At 72.8% G+C, this 20382-nt stretch carries 18 protein-coding genes; 4 read left to right on the forward strand and 14 right to left on the reverse strand.

Going from position 1 to position 20382, the window contains the following annotated elements; genetic code table 11:
• Nucleotides 1-53: 53 nt before the first annotated feature.
• The 10 genes from Y09_RS01135 to Y09_RS01175 all read right to left on the reverse strand — a co-directional run bounded on the left by Y09_RS01135 (nt 54) and on the right by Y09_RS01175 (nt 9623).
• Complete coding sequence (locus tag Y09_RS01135) at nt 54-665, reverse strand: hypothetical protein (protein WP_053915818.1); 612 nt, start codon at nt 663-665, stop codon at nt 54-56.
• On the reverse strand, nt 662-1078 hold the full coding sequence (locus Y09_RS01140) for an NUDIX domain-containing protein (protein WP_082358564.1): 417 nt from the start codon (nt 1076-1078) through the stop codon (nt 662-664). Before Y09_RS01140 ends, Y09_RS01135 begins: the two co-directional genes overlap by 4 nt.
• Nucleotides 1079-1214: 136 nt before the next feature.
• Nucleotides 1215-1340: a hypothetical protein gene (locus Y09_RS18055; RefSeq protein ID WP_255351619.1), complete on the reverse strand. Its 126-nt coding sequence runs from the start codon at nt 1338-1340 to the stop codon at nt 1215-1217.
• Nucleotides 1341-1365: 25 nt separating this feature from the next.
• On the reverse strand, nt 1366-2220 hold the full coding sequence (locus Y09_RS01145) for a TM2 domain-containing protein (protein ID WP_053915820.1): 855 nt from the start codon (nt 2218-2220) through the stop codon (nt 1366-1368).
• Between the two features lie 146 nt (nt 2221-2366).
• The gene (gene der, locus Y09_RS01150; protein ID WP_053915821.1) at nt 2367-4586 is read right to left on the reverse strand and encodes a bifunctional cytidylate kinase/GTPase Der; all 2220 of its coding nucleotides are present in this window, start codon (nt 4584-4586) and stop codon (nt 2367-2369) included.
• A gap of 20 nt (nt 4587-4606) precedes the next feature.
• On the reverse strand, nt 4607-5716 hold the full coding sequence (locus Y09_RS01155; RefSeq protein WP_053915822.1) for a prephenate dehydrogenase: 1110 nt from the start codon (nt 5714-5716) through the stop codon (nt 4607-4609).
• Nucleotides 5713-6621 carry a pseudouridine synthase gene (locus Y09_RS01160; protein WP_053915823.1) on the reverse strand — a complete coding sequence of 303 codons (909 nt, stop codon included), beginning with the start codon at nt 6619-6621 and terminating at the stop codon, nt 5713-5715. Before Y09_RS01160 ends, Y09_RS01155 begins: the two co-directional genes overlap by 4 nt.
• Nucleotides 6621-7493: a ParA family protein gene (locus Y09_RS01165; protein ID WP_010551502.1), complete on the reverse strand. Its 873-nt coding sequence runs from the start codon at nt 7491-7493 to the stop codon at nt 6621-6623. The genes Y09_RS01160 and Y09_RS01165 overlap by 1 nt, the downstream gene beginning before the upstream one ends.
• 173 nt (nt 7494-7666) lie before the next feature.
• Nucleotides 7667-8668 (reverse strand): site-specific tyrosine recombinase XerD, encoded by a 1002-nt coding sequence (locus tag Y09_RS01170; RefSeq protein WP_082358565.1) that lies wholly within the window; start codon nt 8666-8668, stop codon nt 7667-7669.
• A gap of 4 nt (nt 8669-8672) precedes the next feature.
• Nucleotides 8673-9623: a heme o synthase gene (locus tag Y09_RS01175; protein WP_053915824.1), complete on the reverse strand. Its 951-nt coding sequence runs from the start codon at nt 9621-9623 to the stop codon at nt 8673-8675.
• 284 nt (nt 9624-9907) lie between these two features.
• Here Y09_RS01175 and tkt point away from each other — a divergent pair, with 284 nt between their 5' ends.
• The 4 genes from tkt (at nt 9908) to pgl (ending at nt 16634) form a co-directional block, all read left to right on the forward strand.
• On the forward strand, nt 9908-12007 hold the full coding sequence (tkt, locus tag Y09_RS01180) for a transketolase (protein WP_053915825.1): 2100 nt from the start codon (nt 9908-9910) through the stop codon (nt 12005-12007).
• Nucleotides 12008-12178: 171 nt separating this feature from the next.
• Nucleotides 12179-13291: a transaldolase gene (gene tal, locus Y09_RS01185; protein ID WP_053915826.1), complete on the forward strand. Its 1113-nt coding sequence runs from the start codon at nt 12179-12181 to the stop codon at nt 13289-13291.
• 74 nt (nt 13292-13365) lie between these two features.
• Nucleotides 13366-14919, forward strand: a complete 1554-nt coding sequence (gene zwf, locus Y09_RS01190) for a glucose-6-phosphate dehydrogenase (RefSeq protein ID WP_010551497.1) — start codon at nt 13366-13368, stop codon at nt 14917-14919.
• Entirely contained in the window at nt 14916-16634 is a 1719-nt protein-coding gene (gene pgl / locus Y09_RS01195; RefSeq protein WP_053915827.1) for a 6-phosphogluconolactonase, read from the forward strand. Before zwf ends, pgl begins: the two co-directional genes overlap by 4 nt.
• Nucleotides 16635-16801: 167 nt before the next feature.
• On the opposite strand, the gene secG is transcribed toward pgl, so the two are convergent.
• The 4 genes from secG to gap form a co-directional block, all read right to left on the reverse strand.
• A complete protein-coding gene (gene secG / locus Y09_RS01200; RefSeq protein WP_029360751.1) occupies nt 16802-17044 on the reverse strand; it encodes a preprotein translocase subunit SecG in 243 nt (80 codons plus the stop codon).
• A gap of 119 nt (nt 17045-17163) precedes the next feature.
• Nucleotides 17164-17937 carry a triose-phosphate isomerase gene (gene tpiA, locus Y09_RS01205; protein WP_053915828.1) on the reverse strand — a complete coding sequence of 258 codons (774 nt, stop codon included), beginning with the start codon at nt 17935-17937 and terminating at the stop codon, nt 17164-17166.
• Nucleotides 17934-19133, reverse strand: a complete 1200-nt coding sequence (gene pgk, locus Y09_RS01210) for a phosphoglycerate kinase (RefSeq protein WP_053915885.1) — start codon at nt 19131-19133, stop codon at nt 17934-17936. The genes tpiA and pgk overlap by 4 nt, the downstream gene beginning before the upstream one ends.
• Nucleotides 19134-19284: 151 nt before the next feature.
• Nucleotides 19285-20289, reverse strand: a complete 1005-nt coding sequence (gene gap / locus Y09_RS01215; RefSeq protein ID WP_010551492.1) for a type I glyceraldehyde-3-phosphate dehydrogenase — start codon at nt 20287-20289, stop codon at nt 19285-19287.
• Between the last annotated feature and the right edge of the window lie 93 nt (nt 20290-20382).

A 20382-nucleotide genomic window follows, 5' to 3' on the forward strand; every position in this document is an offset into this window, starting at 1 on the left:
GTCGCACGTCCTGCGTCCTCCCCTCCCCTGTCCCGTCCTCCCCGGCGGTGCCCTCAGCCGCGGGCGCGGCCGACGCCCTGCGCGCGCTCCGCGTCGGCGTAGCGCATCCCGGCCGGGACCTGTGCGAGCTCGAACCAGGACGCGGCGCGCGGGAGGAGGCGCACGTCCTGCCAGGGGATCTCGAAGTCGGGCGCCTGCCAGAGGGTGAGCGCGATCTCCGCGCGGCGTCCGGCGGCGACCAGCAGCAGCCGTCGCAGGCGGGAGAGCGGATGGGGGTCGGCGCGGGCCGCCTCGGGGATCGCGACCGCTCCGCCGAGGTCGAGCGGCCACACCGTCTCGCCCCAGTGCAGCTCCGCCCGCTCGGGGGTGCCGGCGATGACGCCCGGCGGGCGCAGGTCCGCGGCGGCGACCGGGGTGGGCGCGAGGGGCTCGCCCCGCTGCAGCACCTCGTGCTGCACCCAGGCGCCGGGCAGCAGGAGCTTCTCGCCCACGTGGACGTCGACCAGCAGCGCCTCGGCGAAGGGGCGCAGCGCCTCGCTGAGCCGTCCCGCGCGGGCGAGGTCCCGGCGCGGTGCGGCGATCACCCGCACCACGGCGTGGTCTCCCGGCCGGTCGGTCAGCGGGATACGCACGCGCGTGCCGGGGAGGGGGTTGCCCGTGCTCATCGGCGGAACCTCGCCTCGGCCCGGTCCTCGAGGGCGAGGGCGAGCTGCTCGCGGAAGCGGTCGTTCATCGGCGGCAGGTCCTCGACGGGGCACCAGAGCGCCTCGGTGTTCTCCCCGTCGGCCGGGAAGGGCCGCTGGGAGTCGTCGGCCTCGCACAGGAAGCAGATGTCGAGGTACTGGGCGCGGTCCCCGTTGGGGTAGGTGATCTCCGGCAGGGCGCGCATGTCCAGCAGGCGCAGGGCGGTGCACGCGATGCCCGCCTCCTCGGCGACCTCGCGCTCGGCGGCGCGGGCGGGCTCCTCCCCCGGGTCGACGATCCCGGTGACCGGGGTCCAGCGGCCGTCGTCGGCGCGGCGCACCACGAGCAGGCGGGTGCGTGCGGGGTTCAGGACGACGGCCGTGACGCCCGGCATCCACAGCAGCTCGTTGCCGATCCTCTCGCGCAGCGAGAGGACGAAGTCCGGGGTGGCGATGATGCTCCTCCTGGAAGGGGTCGGCGGGGTGCGGCCGCGGCGCGGCGGGTGACGGCGGCGGGGATGGGTCCCGGGGTCAGGCGCTGCTTGCGGTGATCCCGAAGATCGTGGGGATCCACCCTCCGCACAGGACGCCGAGCACGATCAGCAGGATCGCACTGGTCTGGATCGAGCCGCGATCGGGAGCGGGCGGGAGCGTCATGGGCGTCCTTCCGGGACGGGTGGGATCAGTCCCTCAGCGGGCGGCCATGGGCGTCCCGCTCGAAGGAGGGGGACTTGGCGAGGACCATGATGCCCTCGACGAGACCCCAGATGGCCGTGATCGGGGACAGCGTGAAGCAGCTGAGCACGGTGACCAGGACCTGCACCAGGCCGATGGCCGTGTACCCCATGAGGAAGCGGTGCACGCCGAAGGCGCCGAAGAAGATCCCCAGGACCCCGACGAGCACGCGGCTCTGCGCCTCGCCCTGCACGGGCGCCCCACCCGGCTGGGCGGCGTGGGCGGCGCCCCGCGCGCCGTCCTGAGGGAAGCCCTGGGCGCCCGCGGGGGCGCCATAGGGAGTGCCCGGTCCGTACGGGGAGGCCTGGCCGTAGGGGTCGGAGCCGGGCGCCTGGCCGTAGGGATCGGCGGCGGATCCCGTCGCGGGCGACCACCGCTCCTCGCCGGAGGCGTCGGCGTGGGGATCGGAGGCCGACGCCCCGGAGGCGGGGCCGTAGGGCGACGGCTGGCCGTAGGGCGACGGCTGGCCGTAGGGCGAGGCCTGGCCGTAGGGCGAGGCCTGGCCGTAGGGCGAGGCGTCGCCGGAGCCGCCCGGCTGGCCGTACGGATCCTGCTGGCCGTAGGCCTCCTGTGCGGCGGCCTGCCCGAACGAGTCCTGCCCCGCGGAGGCGGCGAAGGGGCCCTGCGCGCCCTGTCCCGGCGCGGGCTGCTCCGCCGGGGGCTGCGCCCACGGATCCTGGCCGCCGCTCGGCGCGGCGTAGGGGTCCTGGCCTGCGCCGGGCGCCTGCTGCCCGGAGGGGTCCTGCGGGGCGAAGGGGTCGTGCTGCGGGGTCCAGGAGCCGTCGTCACCGGTGTTGCTCATGGGCGCCACGATACGTGCCGCCGGCGGGGCCCTGCATCTCGGCGCGCTGGGCCCCCGGGGCACTCGGCGCAGGCCCCTCCGACGACAGCGCCCCGTCCCCGCCGCAGCGGGAACGGGGCGTCGACGGCGCCGCTCGACGGGGCCGCTCAGCGGCGGCGCTTCTCGCGGATCCGCACGCCGATGACGATCGGGGAGCCAGTGAACTCGAAGTCCTCCCGCAGCCGTCGCTCGATGAAGCGGCGGTAGCCGTGCTCGAGGAAGCCGCTGGCGAAGACCACGAACCGCGGCGGACGGGTGCGGGCCTGCGTCGCGAAGAGGATCCGGGACTGCTTCCCTCCGCGCAGCGGATGGGGGTGCGCGGCGACGAGCTGGCCCAGGAAGGCGTTGAGCCGGCCCGTCGGGATGCGGCGGTCCCAGGACTCGAGCGCCTTCTCGAGCGCCGGCACGAGCTTCTCGGAGTGGCGGCCGGTGGCTGCGGAGATGTTCACGCGCGGTGCCCAGGCGACATGGCCGAGGTCCCGCTCGATCTCCCGCTCCAGCGCCTTGTGCCGCTCCTCGTCCAGCAGGTCCCACTTGTTGAAGGCGAGCACGAGGGCGCGCCCGGACTCCAGGACCATGTCGATGATCTTGAGGTCCTGGGTGGAGATCGGCTCGTTGGCCTCCAGCAGCACGACGGCGACCTCGGCGCGGTCCAGCGCCGCGTGCGTGCGCAGCGAGGCGTAGTAGTCCGCGCCCTGGGACTGCGCGATGCGGCGGCGGATCCCCGCGGTGTCCACGAAGGTCCACTCCTTGCCGCCGAGGATGATCTTCTCGTCCACGGGGTCGCGGGTGGTGCCGGCGATGTCGTCGACGACGACGCGCTGCTCCTTCGCGAGCCGGTTCAGCAGCGAGGACTTGCCGACGTTGGGGCGGCCGACGAGGGCCACGCGCCGCGGGCCGTGGTCGACCGGCGCTCCCCGGCCCTCCTCCGGCATGGCGGCGACGACCGCGTCCAGCAGGTCGCCGGAGCCGCGGCCGTGCAGGGCGGAGACCGGGTACGGCTCGCCGAGGCCGAGGTTCCACAGCGCCGCGGCCTCGAGCTCGCCGCGCTGGTCGTCGACCTTGTTGGCGACCAGCACCAGCGGCACCCGCGCCTTGCGCAGCACCTTCAGCAGCTGCTCGTCGGTGGTGGTGATGCCGACGTTCGCATCGACGACGAACATGACCACGTCCGCGAGGGAGACGGCGACCTCGGCCTGCTCCGCGACGCGATAGGCGATGCCCTGGACCCTGTCCTCCCAGCCGCCGGTGTCCACGAGCCAGAAGTCCTTGCCGGACCACTCCGCCTCGTAGAAGACACGGTCGCGGGTCACGCCGGGACGGTCCTCGACGACGGCCTCTCGGCGGCCGAGGATGCGGTTCACCAGTGTGGACTTGCCGACGTTGGGGCGACCGACCACGGCGACGACGGGCAGGTTCCGCCGCGCCTCGGGCTGCAGCTGCGCCTCCTCGCCGCCGCCGAGCAGGGCGAGATCCTCCTCGTCGAGCTCGTAGTCGGACAGGCCCGCGCGCAGCGCCGCCTCGATGTCCTCGTCGCTCGGGCCGTCGGCCCCTGCCTCGACCGCGACGGGCGCGGCGGGGGCGGGCACGGCCGGGCCGTGCTCGGCGGTCTCGTCGGCGGCCTCCGCCGCCGCGACCAGCATCAGCACCTTCTCGACGACGTCCTCGATGCCGAGGCCGGTGGTGTCGATCTGCTCGACGCCCTCGGCGGCGGTGAGGAACTCGGAGACGGAGGAGTCGTCGCGGTCGCGACGCAGCACCTGGTCGGCCATGCGCTCGCGCGTCTCCTCGGTGTCCTCGAGGCCGAGCTCCGCGGCGCGGCGGCGCATCCGCTCCTCGTCCGAGGCGGTCAGCAGCACCCGCACCCGGGCGTCGGGGGCGACGACGGTGGTGGTGTCACGGCCCTCGGCGACGCAGAAGCCGCGCTCGGCGGCGGTGGAGAAGAGCACCTGGCGCTGGCGGCGCTGGAGGATCGGGCGCACCAGGGTGTTGGTCGCGACGGCCGAGACCTGCTGGGAGATGCGCTGCTCGCGGATCGCGGCGGTGATGTCGGTGCCGGCGACGACCACGGTGGCCCCGGCCGGGTCGGTGCCGAGGTCGAGGTCGATCCCCTCGGCGACGCGGGCGACGGCCTCGCGGTCGGCGAGGTCGACGCCGTCCTCGAGGCAGGCCCAGGCGATCGCCCGGTACATCGCGCCGGTGTCGAGGAAGCCTCCGTCCAGCGCCTCGGCGACGAGGCGGGAGACGGTCGACTTCCCGGAGCCGGCCGGGCCGTCGATCGCGATGGTGATGCCCTCGGCGGGGTCGTGCAGCGCGCTGGTGTGCATTCCAGAAGGATACGGGGCGCTCAGGCCCCTGCGACCCTCCAGCCGCGCACCGTGAGCTCCCGCGTGAGCAGGTCCTCACGGGCGGCGTCGATCGCGACGTGGGCGAGGCCGACTTCGCGCCCCAGCTCGTGCTCGAGGCGGAGGTCCTCGAGGTTCACGCCGATCTGCCCGATCTCGGTGAGCAGACGCGCGAGCTCGCCGGGCCTGTCCGGCACCAGCACCACGAGGGTCGTGAAGGCGTCGGTCGCCCCGCCGTGCTTGCCCGGGATGCGGCGCACACCGCGATTGCCCTCGGCGATCAGGTCGGCCAGGGCCCGTCGCGACCCGGTGCCCGGGTCGGGGTCGCCCTCGAGGGTCGCGAGCGCCCCGCGCACCGCCTCCAGGCGGTCCGCGACGGAGGAGAGCACCTCGCCGACGGCCCCGGCGTTCGCGCCGAGGATCTCGACCCAGAGCCGCGGATCGGAGTCCGCGATCCGGGTCGTGTCCCGCAGCCCCTGCCCGGCCAGGCCCAGCGCCTGCTCGGAGGGCTCCAGCAGGGTCGTGGCCAGCAGGCTCGAGATCACCTGCGGCACATGGGAGACGTGCGCGACGGCGGTGTCGTGCGCCGCGGCGTCCAGCACGATCGGCACGGAGCCGATCTCCGTCGCCAGACCCTTCAGCACGCTGACCGCGTCGGGGAGCGTCTCCTCATGGGGGACGACGACGAAGGGCCGGCCCTGGAACAGGTCGGCGCGGGCGGCGATCACGCCGGAGACCTCGCGGCCCGCCATGGGGTGGGCACCGATGTAGCGCGGCAGGTCCTCGGGCCGGGCGAGCCGGCGCACCCCCTCGAGGACGGTGGTCTTCACGCTCGCGACATCGGCGACCAGCGCGTCCGGCCAGCGGCGCAGCGCCCCGTCGACGAGGGACGCGGCGACGTCGGGCGGTGCGGCGACGAGCACGAGCTCCGGGTGGCGGTCCCCGGCGGCGGGCAGCTCCCCCACGCCGAGCTCGACCGCGAGGGCGGCGGTGCCCGGGGAGACGTCCTCGACCTGGACCTGCACCCCGGCGCGGCGCAGCGCCATGCCGAGGGAGCCGCCGATCAGCCCGGTGCCGATGATCCGCACGGGCGAGGGGACGAGGGTCCTCACAGCCCGACCTCCGCCATCAGGGTGCCGAGCTCGCGATCGGTGAGCTCGCGGGTCTCGCCCGGGGCGAGCTCGCCGAGCAGCACGGGACCGATCCGCGTGCGGACCAGCGCGGTGAGCTCGAAGCCCTGCGAGGCGAACATGCGGCGCACGATCCGGTTGCGCCCCTCGTGCAGGGTCACCTCGACCACGGCCTCGCGGCCGTCCTGGGCGAGCACCCGGGCGCGGTCGGCGCGGGCCGGGCCGTCCTCGAGCTCGACGCCCTCCCGCAGCGCCTTCACGAGCCCGCGCGGCGGGCCGCCCGGCGCGTCGAAGCGGCACACGTAGGTCTTGTCGACCTCGAAGCTGGGGTGGGTCAGCCGATGGGCGAGCTCGCCGTCGTTGGTCAGCAGCAGCAGCCCCTCGGTCTCGTAGTCCAGGCGGCCCACGTGGTAGAGACGCTGGGAGTAGGCGGCGGTGAACTCGGTGAGGTCGCGGCGCCCCTCGGGATCGCTCATCGCGGAGACGACGCGGCGGGGCTTGTTCAGCACGACGGTGAGCTTCGCGTCGTCGAGCTGGAGCCGGCGCCCGTCGACGTGGACCACCTGGGACGCGGGGTCGATGCGCACGCCCTGCTCGTGGACGACGGCGCCGTCCACGCGGACCCGTCCGGACGAGATCAGCGCCTCGCAGGCGCGGCGGGAGCCGAAGCCGGCGCGGGCGAGGACCTTCTGCAGCCGCTCGCCGTCCTCGCGGTGGACCTCGGCCTCCTCGCCGTCCGCCGCGGGCAGGCGCGTGCCCTGGTCGTCGCGCAGCCGGACCTGTCTGGGCGGGGTGAAGGCGCTGCGCCGGCGGGCCGGCTTCCCCGCGCCGTCGCGTCCTGCTCCCCCGCCGCTGCCGCTGCCGCGGCGCGGCCGCTGCCCGGCCATCAGGCCGCGGCGCCGCGCGAGATCAGCTCGCGTGCGAGCTGCCGGTAGGCGGCGGCGCCCTTGTTCGAGGTGGCGAAGGAGATGATCGGCTCCGCGGCGACGGAGGCGTCGGGGAACTTCACGGTGCGGTTGATGGTGGTGTGGAAGACCTTGTCGGGGAACGCCTCGACCACGCGCTGGCACACCTCGCGGGCGTGCAGCGTGCGCGGGTCGAACATCGTGATCAGGATGCCGTCGAGCTCGAGGCGGGGATTGATGCGGTCCTGCACCTTCTCGATCGTCTCCACCAGCAGCGCCACGCCGCGCAGCGCGAAGTACTCGGCCTCCAGCGGAATGATCACGCCGTGGCTCGCCGCGAGGGCGTTGACGGTGAGCAGACCCAGCGAGGGCTGGCAGTCGATGATGATCACGTCGTAGTCGTCGGCCACGGGGCGCAGCACGCGGGCCAGCGCCATCTCGCGGGCGACCTCGTTGACGAGGGTGACCTCGGCGGCGGAGAGGTCGATGTTCGCCGGGAGGACGTCGAGGTCCTCGGTGTCGGTCTCCTGGATCACCGTGCGCACGTCGTGGCCCCGCTCCATGAGCAGGTTGTAGACGGTCACGTCGAGGTCGTAGGGGTTCACGCCCAGGCCGGCGCTCAGCGCGCCCTGGGGGTCGAGGTCCACCAGCAGGACCTTGCGGCCGAGCTCCGCGAGGGCCGCGCCGAGGTTGATGACGCTCGTGGTCTTCCCGACCCCGCCCTTCTGGTTGACCATCGAGATGATCCGGGCCGGCCCGTGGGAGTCGAGCGCGGCCGGCTCCGGGAGCTCCGGCATCGGCCGGCCGGTCGGGCCGAGATCGATGTCCAGCTGCTGGGGGGAGGTCGGGCTCACGTCGTTGTCCTGTCGTCGGCGTCGTGGTCTGGTGCGTGCACGCCGCGGGGCGAGCGGGCTCCGGAGGTGCTCCGGTCCCAGCCCAGGGAGGGACGGCTGCGCGTCGGTCCCCGCGCCATCCGCGGCGAGCCCCCGGCGGCCGGGGCCGGTCGGGGGCGTCGTGCCGCCCAAGTCTAAGCCCCCCGCCGGGCGCGGGGGTGGGCGCCGGCGTGCGTCTCGCGGAGGGAGTCGACCGTCACCTGCGTGTAGAGCTGGGTCGTGGTGACCGAGGCGTGGCCCAGCAGCTCCTGCACGGAGCGCACGTCGGCCCCGCCGTGCAGCAGATGGGTGGCATAGGAGTGGCGCAGGGTGTGCGGGCTGATCGGCTCGGGGAGGTCCTCCAGCTCGGCGTCGCGGGCGCAGCGCTGCACCACCTGCCAGGCGGCCTGGCGGGTCAGGCGGGTGCCGCGGGCGCCGAGGAAGATCGCCGGCGTGCCGCGGCCGCGCGCGGCGAGGGCCGGGCGTCCCCGCGTGAGATATGCCCCGAGCGCCTCGACGGCGAAGCGGCCGACGGGCACCACCCGGTGCTTGTCCCCCTTGCCGCGCAGCACGGCGGAGCGCCCCGGCAGGTCCACGTCGTCGAGGTCCAGGCCCGTGACCTCGGAGATCCGTGCGCCGATGCCGTAGAGCAGCTCGAGCAGGGCGCGGTCGCGCAGGGCGCGCTCGGTCGCGTCCCGTCCGGTGCCGGGGCGTCCGGCGGCCTCGAGCAGCGCCTCGACCTGGTCGAGGGTCAGCGGGTGCGGGAGGCGTCGCGGCAGGGTCGGGGTCGGGACCAGACGGGAGGGGTCGCCGGTGGTGGAGACTCGCTCGGCGTCGAGGAAGGAGTGCAGCCCGCGCACCGCGGCGAGGGAGCGGGCGGCCGAGGCGGCGGAGAGCGGGGTCCCCCCGTCGGCCCCGGTGCGCAGGGACTGCAACCACTCCCCCAGCTGCTCGGGGTCCACCGCGGCGGGGTCGACCTCGCGGCGCGCGAGGTCGACGAGGTAGCGGCGCAGATCACGCCGGTAGGCCGCCAGGGTGTTCTCGGACAGGCCCCGCTCGATGCGCAGGTGGCCGAGGTACTGCTCGAGGATCCGCCGGTCGCCCGGGCGCAGGGGGTCCTCCTCGCCCGTCGGGCGCGGGGCCTCCCCGGAGCTCATGGGGTCAGAGGGTGACGAAGGGGTCGATCGCGAGGGCGACGAAGAGCACCGTGAGGTAGGTGATCGAGCCGTGGAAGACCTTCATCGGGGCGAGGGCCTTCCCGGAGAGCCCCTGGCGGACCCGCAGCGCGTAGCGCACCACGAGGAAGCCGAACCAGGCGCCGGAGGCGGCGGCGGCGACGCCGTACACCCAGCCGGTCTCGCCCAGCGGGATGATCGCGAGGCTCGAGGCGATCATCAGCGCAGTGTGCAGCAGCATCTGGCGCGCGACGTTCGAGCGCGAGGACACCACCGGCAGCATCGGCACGCCCGCGTTGGCGTAGTCTTCCTGGAACTTCTCTGCCAGCGGCCAGTAGTGCGGCGGCGTCCAGAAGAAGATCACCAGGAACAGCAGCACCGCGGTCCAGGAGACGGTGCCCGTGACCGCCGACCAGCCGATCAGCACCGGCATGCAGCCGGCGATGCCGCCCCAGACGATGTTCTGGCTGGTGCGGCGCTTGAGGATCATCGTGTAGAAGACGACGTACAGCAGGATCGCGCCGACCGCGAGCGCAGCGGAGACCCAGTTCACCAGCAGGCCCAGCCACAGCGCGGAGACCGCGGAGATGGTCAGGCCGAAGATCAGCGCGGCGCGCGGGGTGACGGCGCCGGAGGGGATCGGACGCTTCCGGGTGCGCTTCATCTTCGCGTCGATGTCGCGCTCGAGGTACATGTTCAGCGCGTTCGCGCCGCCCGCGGCGAGATAGCCGCCGACCATGGTGGCGATGATCAGCCACAGCGAGGGGAACCCGCCGGCGGCGAGGAACATCGTGGGGATCGTCGTGATGAGCAGCAGCTCGATGATCCGCGGCTTGGTCAGCGCGACGTAGGCGCGGAGGGTGGAGCCGACGGTCCGCGGACCGCGCCCGCCGTCCTGGCCTGCGCCCCGCAGCTGAGCTCCCTGGGTGGCGGTCACCGCCCACCGTCCTTCCTCCTGGTCACGGCACGCGGCCGACGAACCACCCCAGTCTAGGCGTTCGCCCGCGGCGGCGGGGCGAGGCGCGGGGTGAGAGTGGGCACCGTCCGCCACGGCAACAGCCTGGACGCACATGACCTCGTCGCACGGCCCGGACTAAGGTGGACCCTGTTGCCTCCCGTGCGGAACGCGCATGTCGCAGCCGGTCATCCGGCGTCGCGCGGAGAGGCCCGTCTTTCCGAGCGGCCGTCCAGGCCGCATCCCGGCGAAAGGATGTCCACGACATGACGGAGAACTTCACGGCCCCCGAGGGCTGGACCGAGCTCGACAAGCGGGCGGTCGACACCGTCCGCGTGCTGGCCGCCGACGCGGTCGAGAAGGTCGGCAACGGCCACCCCGGCACCGCCGTCAGCCTCGCCCCGGCCGCGTACCTGCTCTACCAGGACGTGATGCGCCACGATCCGACCGACCACGCGTGGCTCGGCCGCGACCGCTTCGTGCTCTCGGCGGGCCACTCGAGCCTGACCCAGTACATCCAGCTCTTCCTCGGCGGCTTCGGCCTCGAGAAGAAGGACATCGAGGAGCTGCGCACCTGGGGCTCGAAGACCCCCGGCCACCCCGAGAACTTCCACACCGAGGGCGTGGAGATCACCACCGGTCCCCTGGGCCAGGGCATCTCCTCCGCCGTCGGCATGGCCATGGCCCAGCGCCGCGAGCGCGGCCTGCTGGATCCCGAGGCGGCGCCCGGCACCAGCCCCTTCGACCACTTCACCTACGTCATCGCCTCCGACGGCGACCTGCAGGAGGGCGTCTCCTCCGAGGCCAGCTCCCTCGCGGGCACCCAGCAGCTCGGCAACCTGATCGTGCTCTGGGACGACAACGAGATCTCCATCGAGGGCGACACCTCCATCGCCTTCACCGAGGACACCGCCGCGCGCTACGAGGCCTACGGCTGGGACGTGCGCACCGTGGACTGGACCCACGGGGGGACGGAGTACGGCGAGGACGTCGCCGCGCTCAAGGACGCGATCCTCGAGGGCCAGAAGGTCGCCGACAAGCCCACCTTCATCCGCCTGCGCACCGTCATCGGCTGGCCGATCCCGGAGCTGGCCGGCTCGCACTCCGTGCACGGCGCCAAGCTCGGCGCCGAGGGCGTGAAGGGTCTCAAGGAGGCCGTCGGCTTCGATCCCGAGCAGACCTTCCAGGTCGACGAGGACGTGCTGGCCCACACCCGCGGCCTCGCGGACCGCGCCGCGGAGAAGAAGGCCGAGTGGGACAAGGGCTACCAGGCCTGGCGCTCCGCGAACGCGGAGAAGGCCGCGCTGCTGGACCGCCTCGTCGCGCGCGAGCTGCCGGGCGGCTTCGCCGAGGCGATCCCGACCTTCGAGGCCGACGAGAAGGGCGTCGCCACCCGCGCCGCCTCCGGCAAGGTCCTCGGCGAGCTCGCCGAGGTCATGCCCGAGCTGTGGGGCGGCTCCGCCGACCTCGCCGGCTCGAACAACACCACCATGAAGGGCGAGCCGTCCTTCCTCCCCGCCGAGCTCAGCTCCTCCGAGTTCGCGGGCGACCAGTACGGCCGCACGCTCCACTTCGGCATCCGCGAGCACGGCATGGGCGCGATCCTCTCCGGGATCTCCCTGCACGGACTGACCCGCCCCTACGGCGGCACCTTCTTCCAGTTCGCGGACTACATGCGCGGCTCCGTGCGCCTGGCCTCGCTGATGAAGACCCCGGTCACCTACGTGTGGACCCACGACTCCATCGGCCTGGGCGAGGACGGCCCGACCCACCAGCCGGTCGAGCACTTCGCCGCCTACCGCGCGATCCCGAACCTCTCGATCGTCCGCCCGGCGGATGCGAACGAGACCGCGCAGGCGTGGAAGGTGCTGCTGGAGCGGGACAACGGCCCCGTCGGCCTGCTCCTGTCCCGCCAGGCGCTGCCCACCTTCGACCGCAGCGAGTACGCCGGTGCGGAGAACGTCGCCAAGGGCGGGTACGTCATGAAGGACGCCTCCACCGGCGAGCCGAAGGTGATCCTCATCGCGACCGGCTCCGAGGTGCAGTACGCGGCCGAGGCGCAGAAGCGCCTCGAGGCCGCGGGCACCCCGACCCGCCTGGTCTCCATGCCGTCGGTCGAGTGGTTCGACGAGCAGGACGAGGAGTACAAGGAGTCGGTGCTCCCCTCCTCCGTGACCGCCCGCGTCACGGTCGAGGCCGGCATCGCCATGCCCTGGTACCGCTTCCTCGGCGCGCACGGCCGGGCCGTGTCGCTCGAGCACTACGGCGCCTCCGCCGATGCGAAGACGCTGTTCCGCGAGTACGGCTTCACCCCGGAGGCCGTCGTCGAGGCCGCCGAGGAGTCCCTGGCCGCCGCCGGCGCCTGATCCGCCGCGGGGGCGGGACCCCAGGGTCCCGCCCCCGCGTCTCTCTCCCCTGCCACCCCTGGGACCTGCGATGTTCCGTCGGACACCTCCTGGAATCCGCGCCCGCCGGTCCCCGTTGCACCCGATGACACCAGCGTCGACCCAGGGCGCGTCGCGCCCGGAAGGAACGTCATGACCCAGAACCCCTCCACCCAGGCCCTCTCCGATGCCGGAGTCTCCATCTGGCTCGACGACCTCTCGCGCAAGCGCCTGCAGACGGGCAACCTCGCAGAGCTGCTCGCCACCCGCAACGTCGTGGGCGTGACCACGAACCCCTCGATCTTCCAGGCCGCGATCTCCGGCTCCGACGAGTACGACGCCGACATCGCCCGCCTCGCCGGCGAGGGCAAGGACGTCGACCAGGTCATCGAGGTGCTCACCACCGATGACGTCCGGAACGCCGCCGACCTGCTCGCCGACACCTACGCCTCCTCCAAGGGCTTCGACGGCCGCGTCAGCATCGAGGTCGATCCCCGCCTCGCGCACGAGACCGAGAAGACCATCGCGCAGGCCGAGCACCTCTTCGAGGTCGTCGGCCGCGAGAACGTGATGATCAAGATCCCCGCGACCGAGGCGGGCCTGCCCGCGATCACCGCCGTGATCGCCGCCGGCATCAGCGTCAACGTCACCCTGATCTTCTCCGTCGAGCGCTACGAGGCCGTCATCGACGCCTACCTCGCCGGCCTGGAGAAGGCCGCGGAGGCCGACAAGGACCTCTCGACCATCCACTCGGTCGCCTCCTTCTTCGTCTCCCGCGTGGACACCGAGATCGACGCGCGCCTGGACGCCCTCGGCGGCGACGCCGTCTCCCTCAAGGGCCAGGCCGGCGTCGCCAACGCCCAGGCCGCCTTCGGCGTGTACCTCACCGCCTTCGGCTCCGAGCGCTTCACGGCCCTCGCCGACAAGGGCGCGAACGTGCAGCGCGCCCTGTGGGCGTCGACCGGCGTGAAGAACCCCGACTACTCCGACACCCTCTACGTGGACAACCTGGTCGCCGACCCGACCGTGAACACGATGCCGGAGAAGACCCTCGAGGCCGCCGCCGACCACTCCGAGCCCAAGGCCGCGCTGTCCGCCGAGACCGCCGCCGCCGGCGAGGCCGCACTCGAGCGCGTGGCCGAGGCCGGGGTGGATCTGGCCGACGTGTTCGCGGTGCTCGAGCGCGAGGGCGTGGAGAAGTTCGAGAAGGCCTGGAACGAGCTGCTCGAGACCGTCTCGGCGTCCGTCGAGGCCGCCCGCGCCTGATCCCTCCCGGTGAGCACGGGTCCGCCGCGGTGCGGTCCCGTGCTCCCGCCGTCCGTGTCCGAGAAAGGACCATCGTGACCGACTCCCCCGCTCCCTCCGCAGCAGCCGGTGCGCCGAACCCGCTGCGCGATCCCCGTGACCGACGGCTGCCGCTGATCGCCGGGCCCAGCTCCATGGTGATGTTCGGCGTCACCGGCGACCTCGCCCGCAAGAAGCTGCTGCCGGCGATCTACGACCTCACCCACCGCGGTCTCCTCCCGCCGAGCTTCGGCCTGGTCGGCTACGGCCGCCGCGAGTGGTCCGACGACGACTTCGCCGAGTACGTGAAGAAGTCCGTCTCCGAGCACTCCCGCACCGGCTTCGACGAGAGCGTCTTCGAGCAGCTGCGCGGCGGCCTCCGCTTCGTCACCGGCACCTTCGACGACAAGGCCGCCTTCGAGCGCCTCACCGAGGTCGTCGGCGAGCTGGACCGCACGCGCGGCACCGGCGGCAACCACGCCTTCTACCTCTCGATCCCCCCGGACGCCTTCCCGCAGGTGTGCGGGCAGCTGGCCGAGTCGGGCCTGAACACCCCGCAGGACGGCTCCTGGCGCCGCGTCGTCATCGAGAAGCCCTTCGGCCACGACCTCGCCTCCGCGCGCGAGCTCAACGACGTGGTGGAGAAGGCGTTCCGTCCCGAGGACGTCTTCCGCATCGACCACTACCTGGGCAAGGAGACGGTCCAGAACATCCTCGCGCTGCGCTTCGCGAACCAGATGTTCGAGCCGATCTGGAACTCCGGCTACGTCGACCACGTGCAGATCACGATGGCCGAGGACATCGGCATCGGCTCGCGCGCCGGCTACTACGACGGCATCGGCACCGCCCGCGACGTCATCCAGAACCACCTCCTGCAGCTCCTCGCGCTCACCGCGATGGAGGAGCCGGTCACCTTCCGCGCCAGCGACCTGCGCGCGGAGAAGGAGAAGGTCCTCGCCGCCGTCGAGCTGCCGGAGGACCTCGCCGCGCACACCGCGCGCGGCCAGTACGTCGGCGGCTGGCAGGGCGGCGAGGAGGTGCGCCCCTATCTCGAGGAGGACGGCATCCCCGCCGACTCCACCACCGAGACCTTCGCCGCGATGCGCCTGGACATCGCGACCCGCCGCTGGGCCGGGGTGCCCTTCTACCTGCGCGCCGGCAAGCGCCTGGGACGCCGCGTCACCGAGATCGCGGTCGTGTTCAAGCGTGCGCCCTTCCTGCCCTTCCACTCCACGGACACCGCGGACCTGGGCCAGAACGCGATCGTCATCCGCGTCCAGCCGGACGAGGGCGTGACCATGCGCTTCGGCTCGAAGGTCCCCGGCACCCAGATGGAGGTGCGGGACGTGACGATGGACTTCGCCTACGGCATGAACTTCACCGAGGAGTCCCCCGAGGCGTACGAGCGGCTGATCCTGGACATGCTGCTCGGCGACCCGCCGCTGTTCCCGCGGCAGAAGGAGGTCGAGCTCTCCTGGAAGATCCTCGACCCCATCACCGAGTTCTGGGCCGAGAACCTCGACCCCGCGCCCTACCGGCCGGGCTCCTGGGGTCCCGACACCGCACACGACATGCTCGCCCGTGACGGGCGCACCTGGAGGCGACCGTGATCACCACCCTGACCGACACCACCGCGTCGGCGGTCGACAAGACCATGACCGAGATGCGGGAGACCTTCGGCGAGAACACCATCGGCCGGGTCCTCACGCTCATCATCATCGCCACCGGCGAGATCGAGGAGCCGCTGGAGGCGGCGATCGCCGCGAGCCACGAGCATCCCGCTCGGGTGCTCGTGGTCGACGCCGATCCCGAGGCGGAGACCTCCGGGCTCGACGCCGAGATCCGCGTGGGCCGTGACGCCGGCGCCGGCGAGATCGTGATCCTCCACGCCCGCGGCGACGTGCTGTGGTCGCTGGACACGCTGGTGATGGCGCTGCTGCTGCCGGATGCGCCGATCGTGACCTGGTGGCCGGAGAACGCTCCGTCCTCCCCCGTCCACGACGTGCTCGGCTCCATGTCGCAGCGCCGCATCACCGACTCCGCCGCCTGCGCGGACCCGCTGGGGACGCTGAAGCGCCTGCGCCGCGGCTACGCCAGCGGCGACTCGGACTTCGCCTGGGCGCGGCTGACCCGCTGGCGCGGCCTGGTCGCGAGCGCCTACGAGGTGCCGCCGGTCTCCGTGCCCAGCTCCGTCGAGGTCCTCGGCACCGAGGGCAACCCCTCGGTGCTGCTGATGGCGAGCTGGCTGCAGCACACCCTCGGCGTCGAGGCGTCGATCCTCCCGCCGCCCTCGGACGATCCCGACTTCGCCGGGGTGCACGGCGTGCGGCTGGTGCGCGAGGACGGCACGATCGAGCTCACCCGCGTCAGCGACGACTCGATCGTCATGAAGCTGCCGGGCGACGACTCCGGCCAGCACGTGACGATGCCCCGCCGCACCCTCGCGGAGCTCGTCACCGAGGAGCTGCGCCGCCTGGACCCCGACGAGGTCTACGGCGAGGTGCTCGGCGCCGCCTTCTCCGGAATCTCCGACACGGCGACCTTCGCGAGCGGCAAGCCCGCCCCGCAGGACGTCGTGGTCGCCGATGCGGAGGCGGTCGCGCAGGCCGCCGCCACGGCCACCGCGGAGCAGCTCGCCGCCGCGCTCGAGAAGCGCCCCGTCGCGCACCTGGTGCTCACCGGCGGCACCGTCGGCACCCTCACCGCCGCGGCCCTGCCGGCCGCGCTGGAGGAGGCCGGCGTGGACGCCGCCCGCCTGCACCTGTGGTGGGGCGACGAGCGGTTCGTCGAGCCGGACTCCGAGGAGCGCAACGAGGTGGGCGTGCGTGCCTCGCTGCTGGACGTGCTGCGCGAGGAGCACGGGCTCCCTGCCCGCAACGTCCATGTCATGCCCTCCCCCGCCGACGGCATGTCCCTCGAGGACGCCGCCGCCTGGTACGGGCAGCAGCTGGACCAGACGGGCGGCGACGAGCCCTTCCGCACCCGCGGGCAGGCGTTCTTCGACGTGCTGCTGCTCGGGGTCGGCCCCGACGGTCACATCGCCTCGCTGTTCCCGCAGCACCCCGCCCAGGAGAAGGTGCTCGGCAGCGCCGTCGCGGTGACCGGCTCCCCGAAGCCGCCCTCGCAGCGGATCTCGCTGACCTGGCCGGTGCTGAACTCGGCCCGCCACGTGGCGCTGCTCGTGGCCGGCGCGGAGAAGGCCGAGGCGGTGCGCACCGCGCGCGACGGCGTGGACCCGTGGGAGGTGCCCGCCTCGGCGGTGCGCGGCCTCGAGTCCACCACCTGGGTGCTCGACGAGGCGGCCGCCGGGCGCAGCGCCCGCTGAGCCCCGGCTCGTCCGGGAGCACGCAGGACGCCCGAAGGGCCGGTCACCGCGAGGTGACCGGCCCTTCGGGCTATCGGGGCCCCGAGGTCCGGCGACGCAGAACGGGCCGTCCCCGAGGGGACGGCCCGTTCGCAGAGCAGAGGTGCGGCGGTCGCCGCACGAGGGTGTCAGAGCATCGTCTCGATGATGCCGAGGCCGACGGCGCTCGCGCCCCAGAGGACGGCGACGGTCACCGTGAGGCGGTTCAGGTTCCGCTCGGCGACGCCCGAGGCGCTCGCGGAGGAGGAGACGCCGCCGCCGAACATGTCCGACAGGCCGCCGCCGCGCCCCTTGTGCAGGAGCACCAGCAGGATCGTCAGCAGCCCGAACACCGCCAGGAGGATCTGGAGGACGAGCTTCAGCAGGGACAGGTCCACGAGGGGATCACCCTTCCACGGAGACGGACGGACCGATCCAGCATACGGCACGGGCCGGGTCCGTCGAGGACCCGGCCCGCGTGGGGAGGCTTACCTTCAGCCCTCCGCTCGGCTCAACCCTGGAATCCGGCGATCTTGGCGAACTCCTCGGCCTTCAGCGAGGCGCCGCCGACGAGGGCCCCGTCGACGTCGGCGCGCTGCATGAGCTCGCCCACGTTCGCGGACTTCACGCTCCCGCCGTACAGGACGCGGACCGCGTCGGCGACCGTGTCGCCGTGCATCGCGCGCAGCGCCTCCCGGATCGCGGAGCACACCTCCTGCGCGTCGTCCGGGGTCGCGACCTCGCCGGTGCCGATCGCCCAGACGGGCTCGTAGGCGATGACGATCTTCGCGGCCTGCTCGGCGGTGATGCCCTCGATGCCGCCCTCGAGCTGCGCGAGGGTGTACTCGACGTGCTTGCCGGCCTTGCGCTCCTCGAGCGGCTCGCCGACGCAGAGGATCGGCACGAGGCCCGCGGCGAAGGCTGCCTTCACCTTGGCGTTCGTGACCTCCTCGGTCTCGCCGTGGTACTGGCGGCGCTCGGAGTGGCCGACCGCGGCGTAGGTGCAGCCCAGCGCCGAGAGCATCGCGCCGGAGACCTCGCCGGTGTATGCGCCGGACTCGTGCGCGGAGATGTCCTGGGAGCCGTAGGCGATCGGGAGCTTGCCGGCGTCGACCGCGACCTGCACGGTGCGCAGGTCCACGAAGGGAGGCAGCACGACGGTCTCGACCTTGGTGGTGTCGACCTCCTTGAGCTGCTCGCCGAGCTCCTCGACCAGGGCGAGGCCCTGCTTCCAGTCGAGGTTCATCTTCCAGTTGCCCGCCATGAGCGGGGTGCGGGTGGTCACTTCTGGTCCTCCTCGAGGATGGAGATTCCGGGCAGGTCCTTGCCCTCGATGAGCTCGAGGCTGGCACCGCCGCCGGTGGAGATGTGGGAGAAGAGCGTCTCGTCGAAGCCCAGGTTGCGCACCGCCGCGGCGGAGTCTCCGCCGCCGACCACGGTGTAGCCGGAGGCCGCGCCGAGCTTCTCGGCGACGGCCTTCGTGCCCTCGGCGAAGGCCGGGAACTCGAACACGCCCATCGGGCCGTTCCAGAACACGGTCGCCGCATCGGCGATCTTCTCGCCGAAGAGCTTCGCGGTCTCGGGGCCGATGTCCATGCCCTCCTGGTCCGCGGGGATCCCGTCGACGCCCACCACGGTGGCGGGCGCGTCGGCGGAGAACTCCGGCGCCACGACGGTGTCGACGGGCAGGACCAGCTCGACGCCGTTCGCCTTCGCGCGCTCCATGTACTCGCGCACCACGTCGATCTTCGACTCGTCCAGCAGCGACAGGCCGACCTCGTGGCCGAGCGCCTTCTGGAAGGTGTACGCCATGCCGCCGCCGATGAGGATGCGGTCGGCCCTGCCGAGCAACGCGTCGATCACGCCGAGCTTGTCGGCGATCTTCGCGCCGCCGAGGACGACCACGAAGGGGCGCTCGGGCTCGTCGGTGACCTTGCGCAGGGAGTCGACCTCGCGCAGCACCAGCTCGCCCGCGGCGGCGGGGAGCAGGGTGGCGAGCTCGTACACGGAGGCCTGCTTGCGGTGGACGACGCCGAAGCCGTCGGAGACGAAGGCGTCGCCGAGGGCGGCGAGCTCGCGGGCGAAGGCGAGCCGCTCCTCGTCGGTCTTCGCGGTCTCGCCCGCGTTGAAGCGCAGGTTCTCGAGCACGGCGACCTGGCCGTCGCCGAGCGCGGCGACGGTCTCCTGGGCGGAGGGGCCGACGGTGTCGGTCGCGAAGGCGACCTCCTGGCCGAGCAGCTCGCCGAGGCGGCCCACGACCGGGCGGAGGGAGTACTTCTCCTCGGGCTCGCCCTTGGGGCGGCCGAGGTGGGAGATCACCGCGACCCGGGCACCGGCCTCGACGAGCCGGGTGAGGGTGGGCAGCGCGGCGCGGATGCGGCCGTCGTCGGTGATCGTGGTGCCGTCCAGCGGCACGTTCAGATCGGCGCGGACGAGCACGCGCTTACCGCGCAGCTCTCCGAGCGAATCGATGGTCTTCAGCACTGTGGTGCTCCTTCAGGTGTTCGACCGCGGGACGCCGGAGCGGCCCGTCGGGACGGGGGACGAGCGGAGCCCGCCGGACGCCGACCCCTCGGGGTGGCGACCGGCGGGCTCCGGGGCTGTCCCGGTCGTCAGCGGGACGACGCGAGGATCAGAGGGACTTGCCGACCAGCTGCGAGAGCTCGACGAGGCGGTTGGAGAAGCCCCACTCGTTGTCGTACCAGGAGAAGATCTTGACCTGGTTGCCGTTCACCTTGGTGAGCTGCGCGTCGAAGATCGAGGAGTGCGGGTCGCCCTCGATGTCCTTGGAGACGATCGGGTCCTCGGTGTAGCGCAGGACGCCCTTGAGCGGGCCCTCGGCGGCCTTCTTGATCGCGGCGTTGATCTCCTCGATCGTGACCTCGCGGGAAGCCTCGAAGGTGAGGTCGGTGATCGAGCCGGTGGGGACCGGCACGCGCAGCGAGTAGCCGTCGAGCTTTCCCTTGAGCTCGGGGAGCACCAGCGCCACGGCCTTGGCCGCACCGGTGGTGGTCGGGACGATGTTCAGGGCGGCGGCGCGTGCACGGCGCGGGTCCTTGTGCGGGCCGTCCTGCAGCACCTGGTCCGAGGTGTAGGCGTGGATCGTGGTCATCAGGCCCTTGACGATGCCGAACTCGTCGTTCAGCACCTTCGCCACCGGAGCGAGGCTGTTGGTGGTGCAGGAGGCGTTGGAGATGATGTCGTGCTTCGCGGGGTCGTAGTCGCCCTCGTTCACGCCGATCACGAAGGTCGCGTCCTCGTTCTTCGCCGGAGCGGAGATGATGACCTTCTTGGCGCCGGCCTCGATGTGGGCCTTGGCCTTCTCGGCGTCGGTGAAGATGCCGGTGGACTCGATGACGACGTCCGCGCCGATCTCCCCCCACGGGATGTTCTTCGGATCGCGCTCGGCGTACGCCTTGAAGGTGTTGTCGCCGACGGTGATCGAGTCCTCGTCGTGCGAGACGTCGTAGGGAAGCACCCCGCCGATCGAGTCGTACTTGATGAGGTTCGCGAGCGTGGCGTTGTCGGTGAGGTCGTTCACACCGACGATCTGGATGTCCGCCTGCTGCTCGAGAGCGGCGCGCAGGAAGTTGCGGCCGATGCGGCCGAATCCGTTGATACCAACCTTGACGGTCAAGGGTTCCTCCTAGTGTCGCGGTGAGTCCGCGACGTTCGAGTACTGACATGGCGCGCACGCCCTCGTACGCTCGGGCGACGCCGGCGTGTGACC

Source organism: Brachybacterium sp. SW0106-09 (assembly GCF_001293905.1).
Classification (GTDB): domain Bacteria; phylum Actinomycetota; class Actinomycetes; order Actinomycetales; family Dermabacteraceae; genus Brachybacterium; species Brachybacterium conglomeratum.

Excerpts from the sequence above, each read along its gene's own strand:
- tkt (WP_053915825.1), top strand. The coding sequence starts at position 9,908 with ATGACGGAGAACTTCACGGCCCCCGAGGGCTGGACCGAGCTCGACAAG.
- der (WP_053915821.1), bottom strand. The coding sequence starts at position 4,586 with ATGCACACCAGCGCGCTGCACGACCCCGCCGAGGGCATCACCATCGCG.
- Y09_RS01170 (WP_082358565.1), bottom strand. The coding sequence starts at position 8,668 with ATGAGCTCCGGGGAGGCCCCGCGCCCGACGGGCGAGGAGGACCCCCTG.
- Y09_RS01135 (WP_053915818.1), bottom strand. The coding sequence starts at position 665 with ATGAGCACGGGCAACCCCCTCCCCGGCACGCGCGTGCGTATCCCGCTG.
- tal (WP_053915826.1), top strand. The coding sequence starts at position 12,179 with ATGACCCAGAACCCCTCCACCCAGGCCCTCTCCGATGCCGGAGTCTCC.
- Y09_RS18055 (WP_255351619.1), bottom strand. The coding sequence starts at position 1,340 with ATGACGCTCCCGCCCGCTCCCGATCGCGGCTCGATCCAGACCAGTGCG.
- Y09_RS01145 (WP_053915820.1), bottom strand. The coding sequence starts at position 2,220 with ATGAGCAACACCGGTGACGACGGCTCCTGGACCCCGCAGCACGACCCC.
- Y09_RS01140 (WP_082358564.1), bottom strand. The coding sequence starts at position 1,078 with ATGCCGGGCGTCACGGCCGTCGTCCTGAACCCCGCACGCACCCGCCTG.
- Y09_RS01160 (WP_053915823.1), bottom strand. The coding sequence starts at position 6,621 with ATGGCCGGGCAGCGGCCGCGCCGCGGCAGCGGCAGCGGCGGGGGAGCA.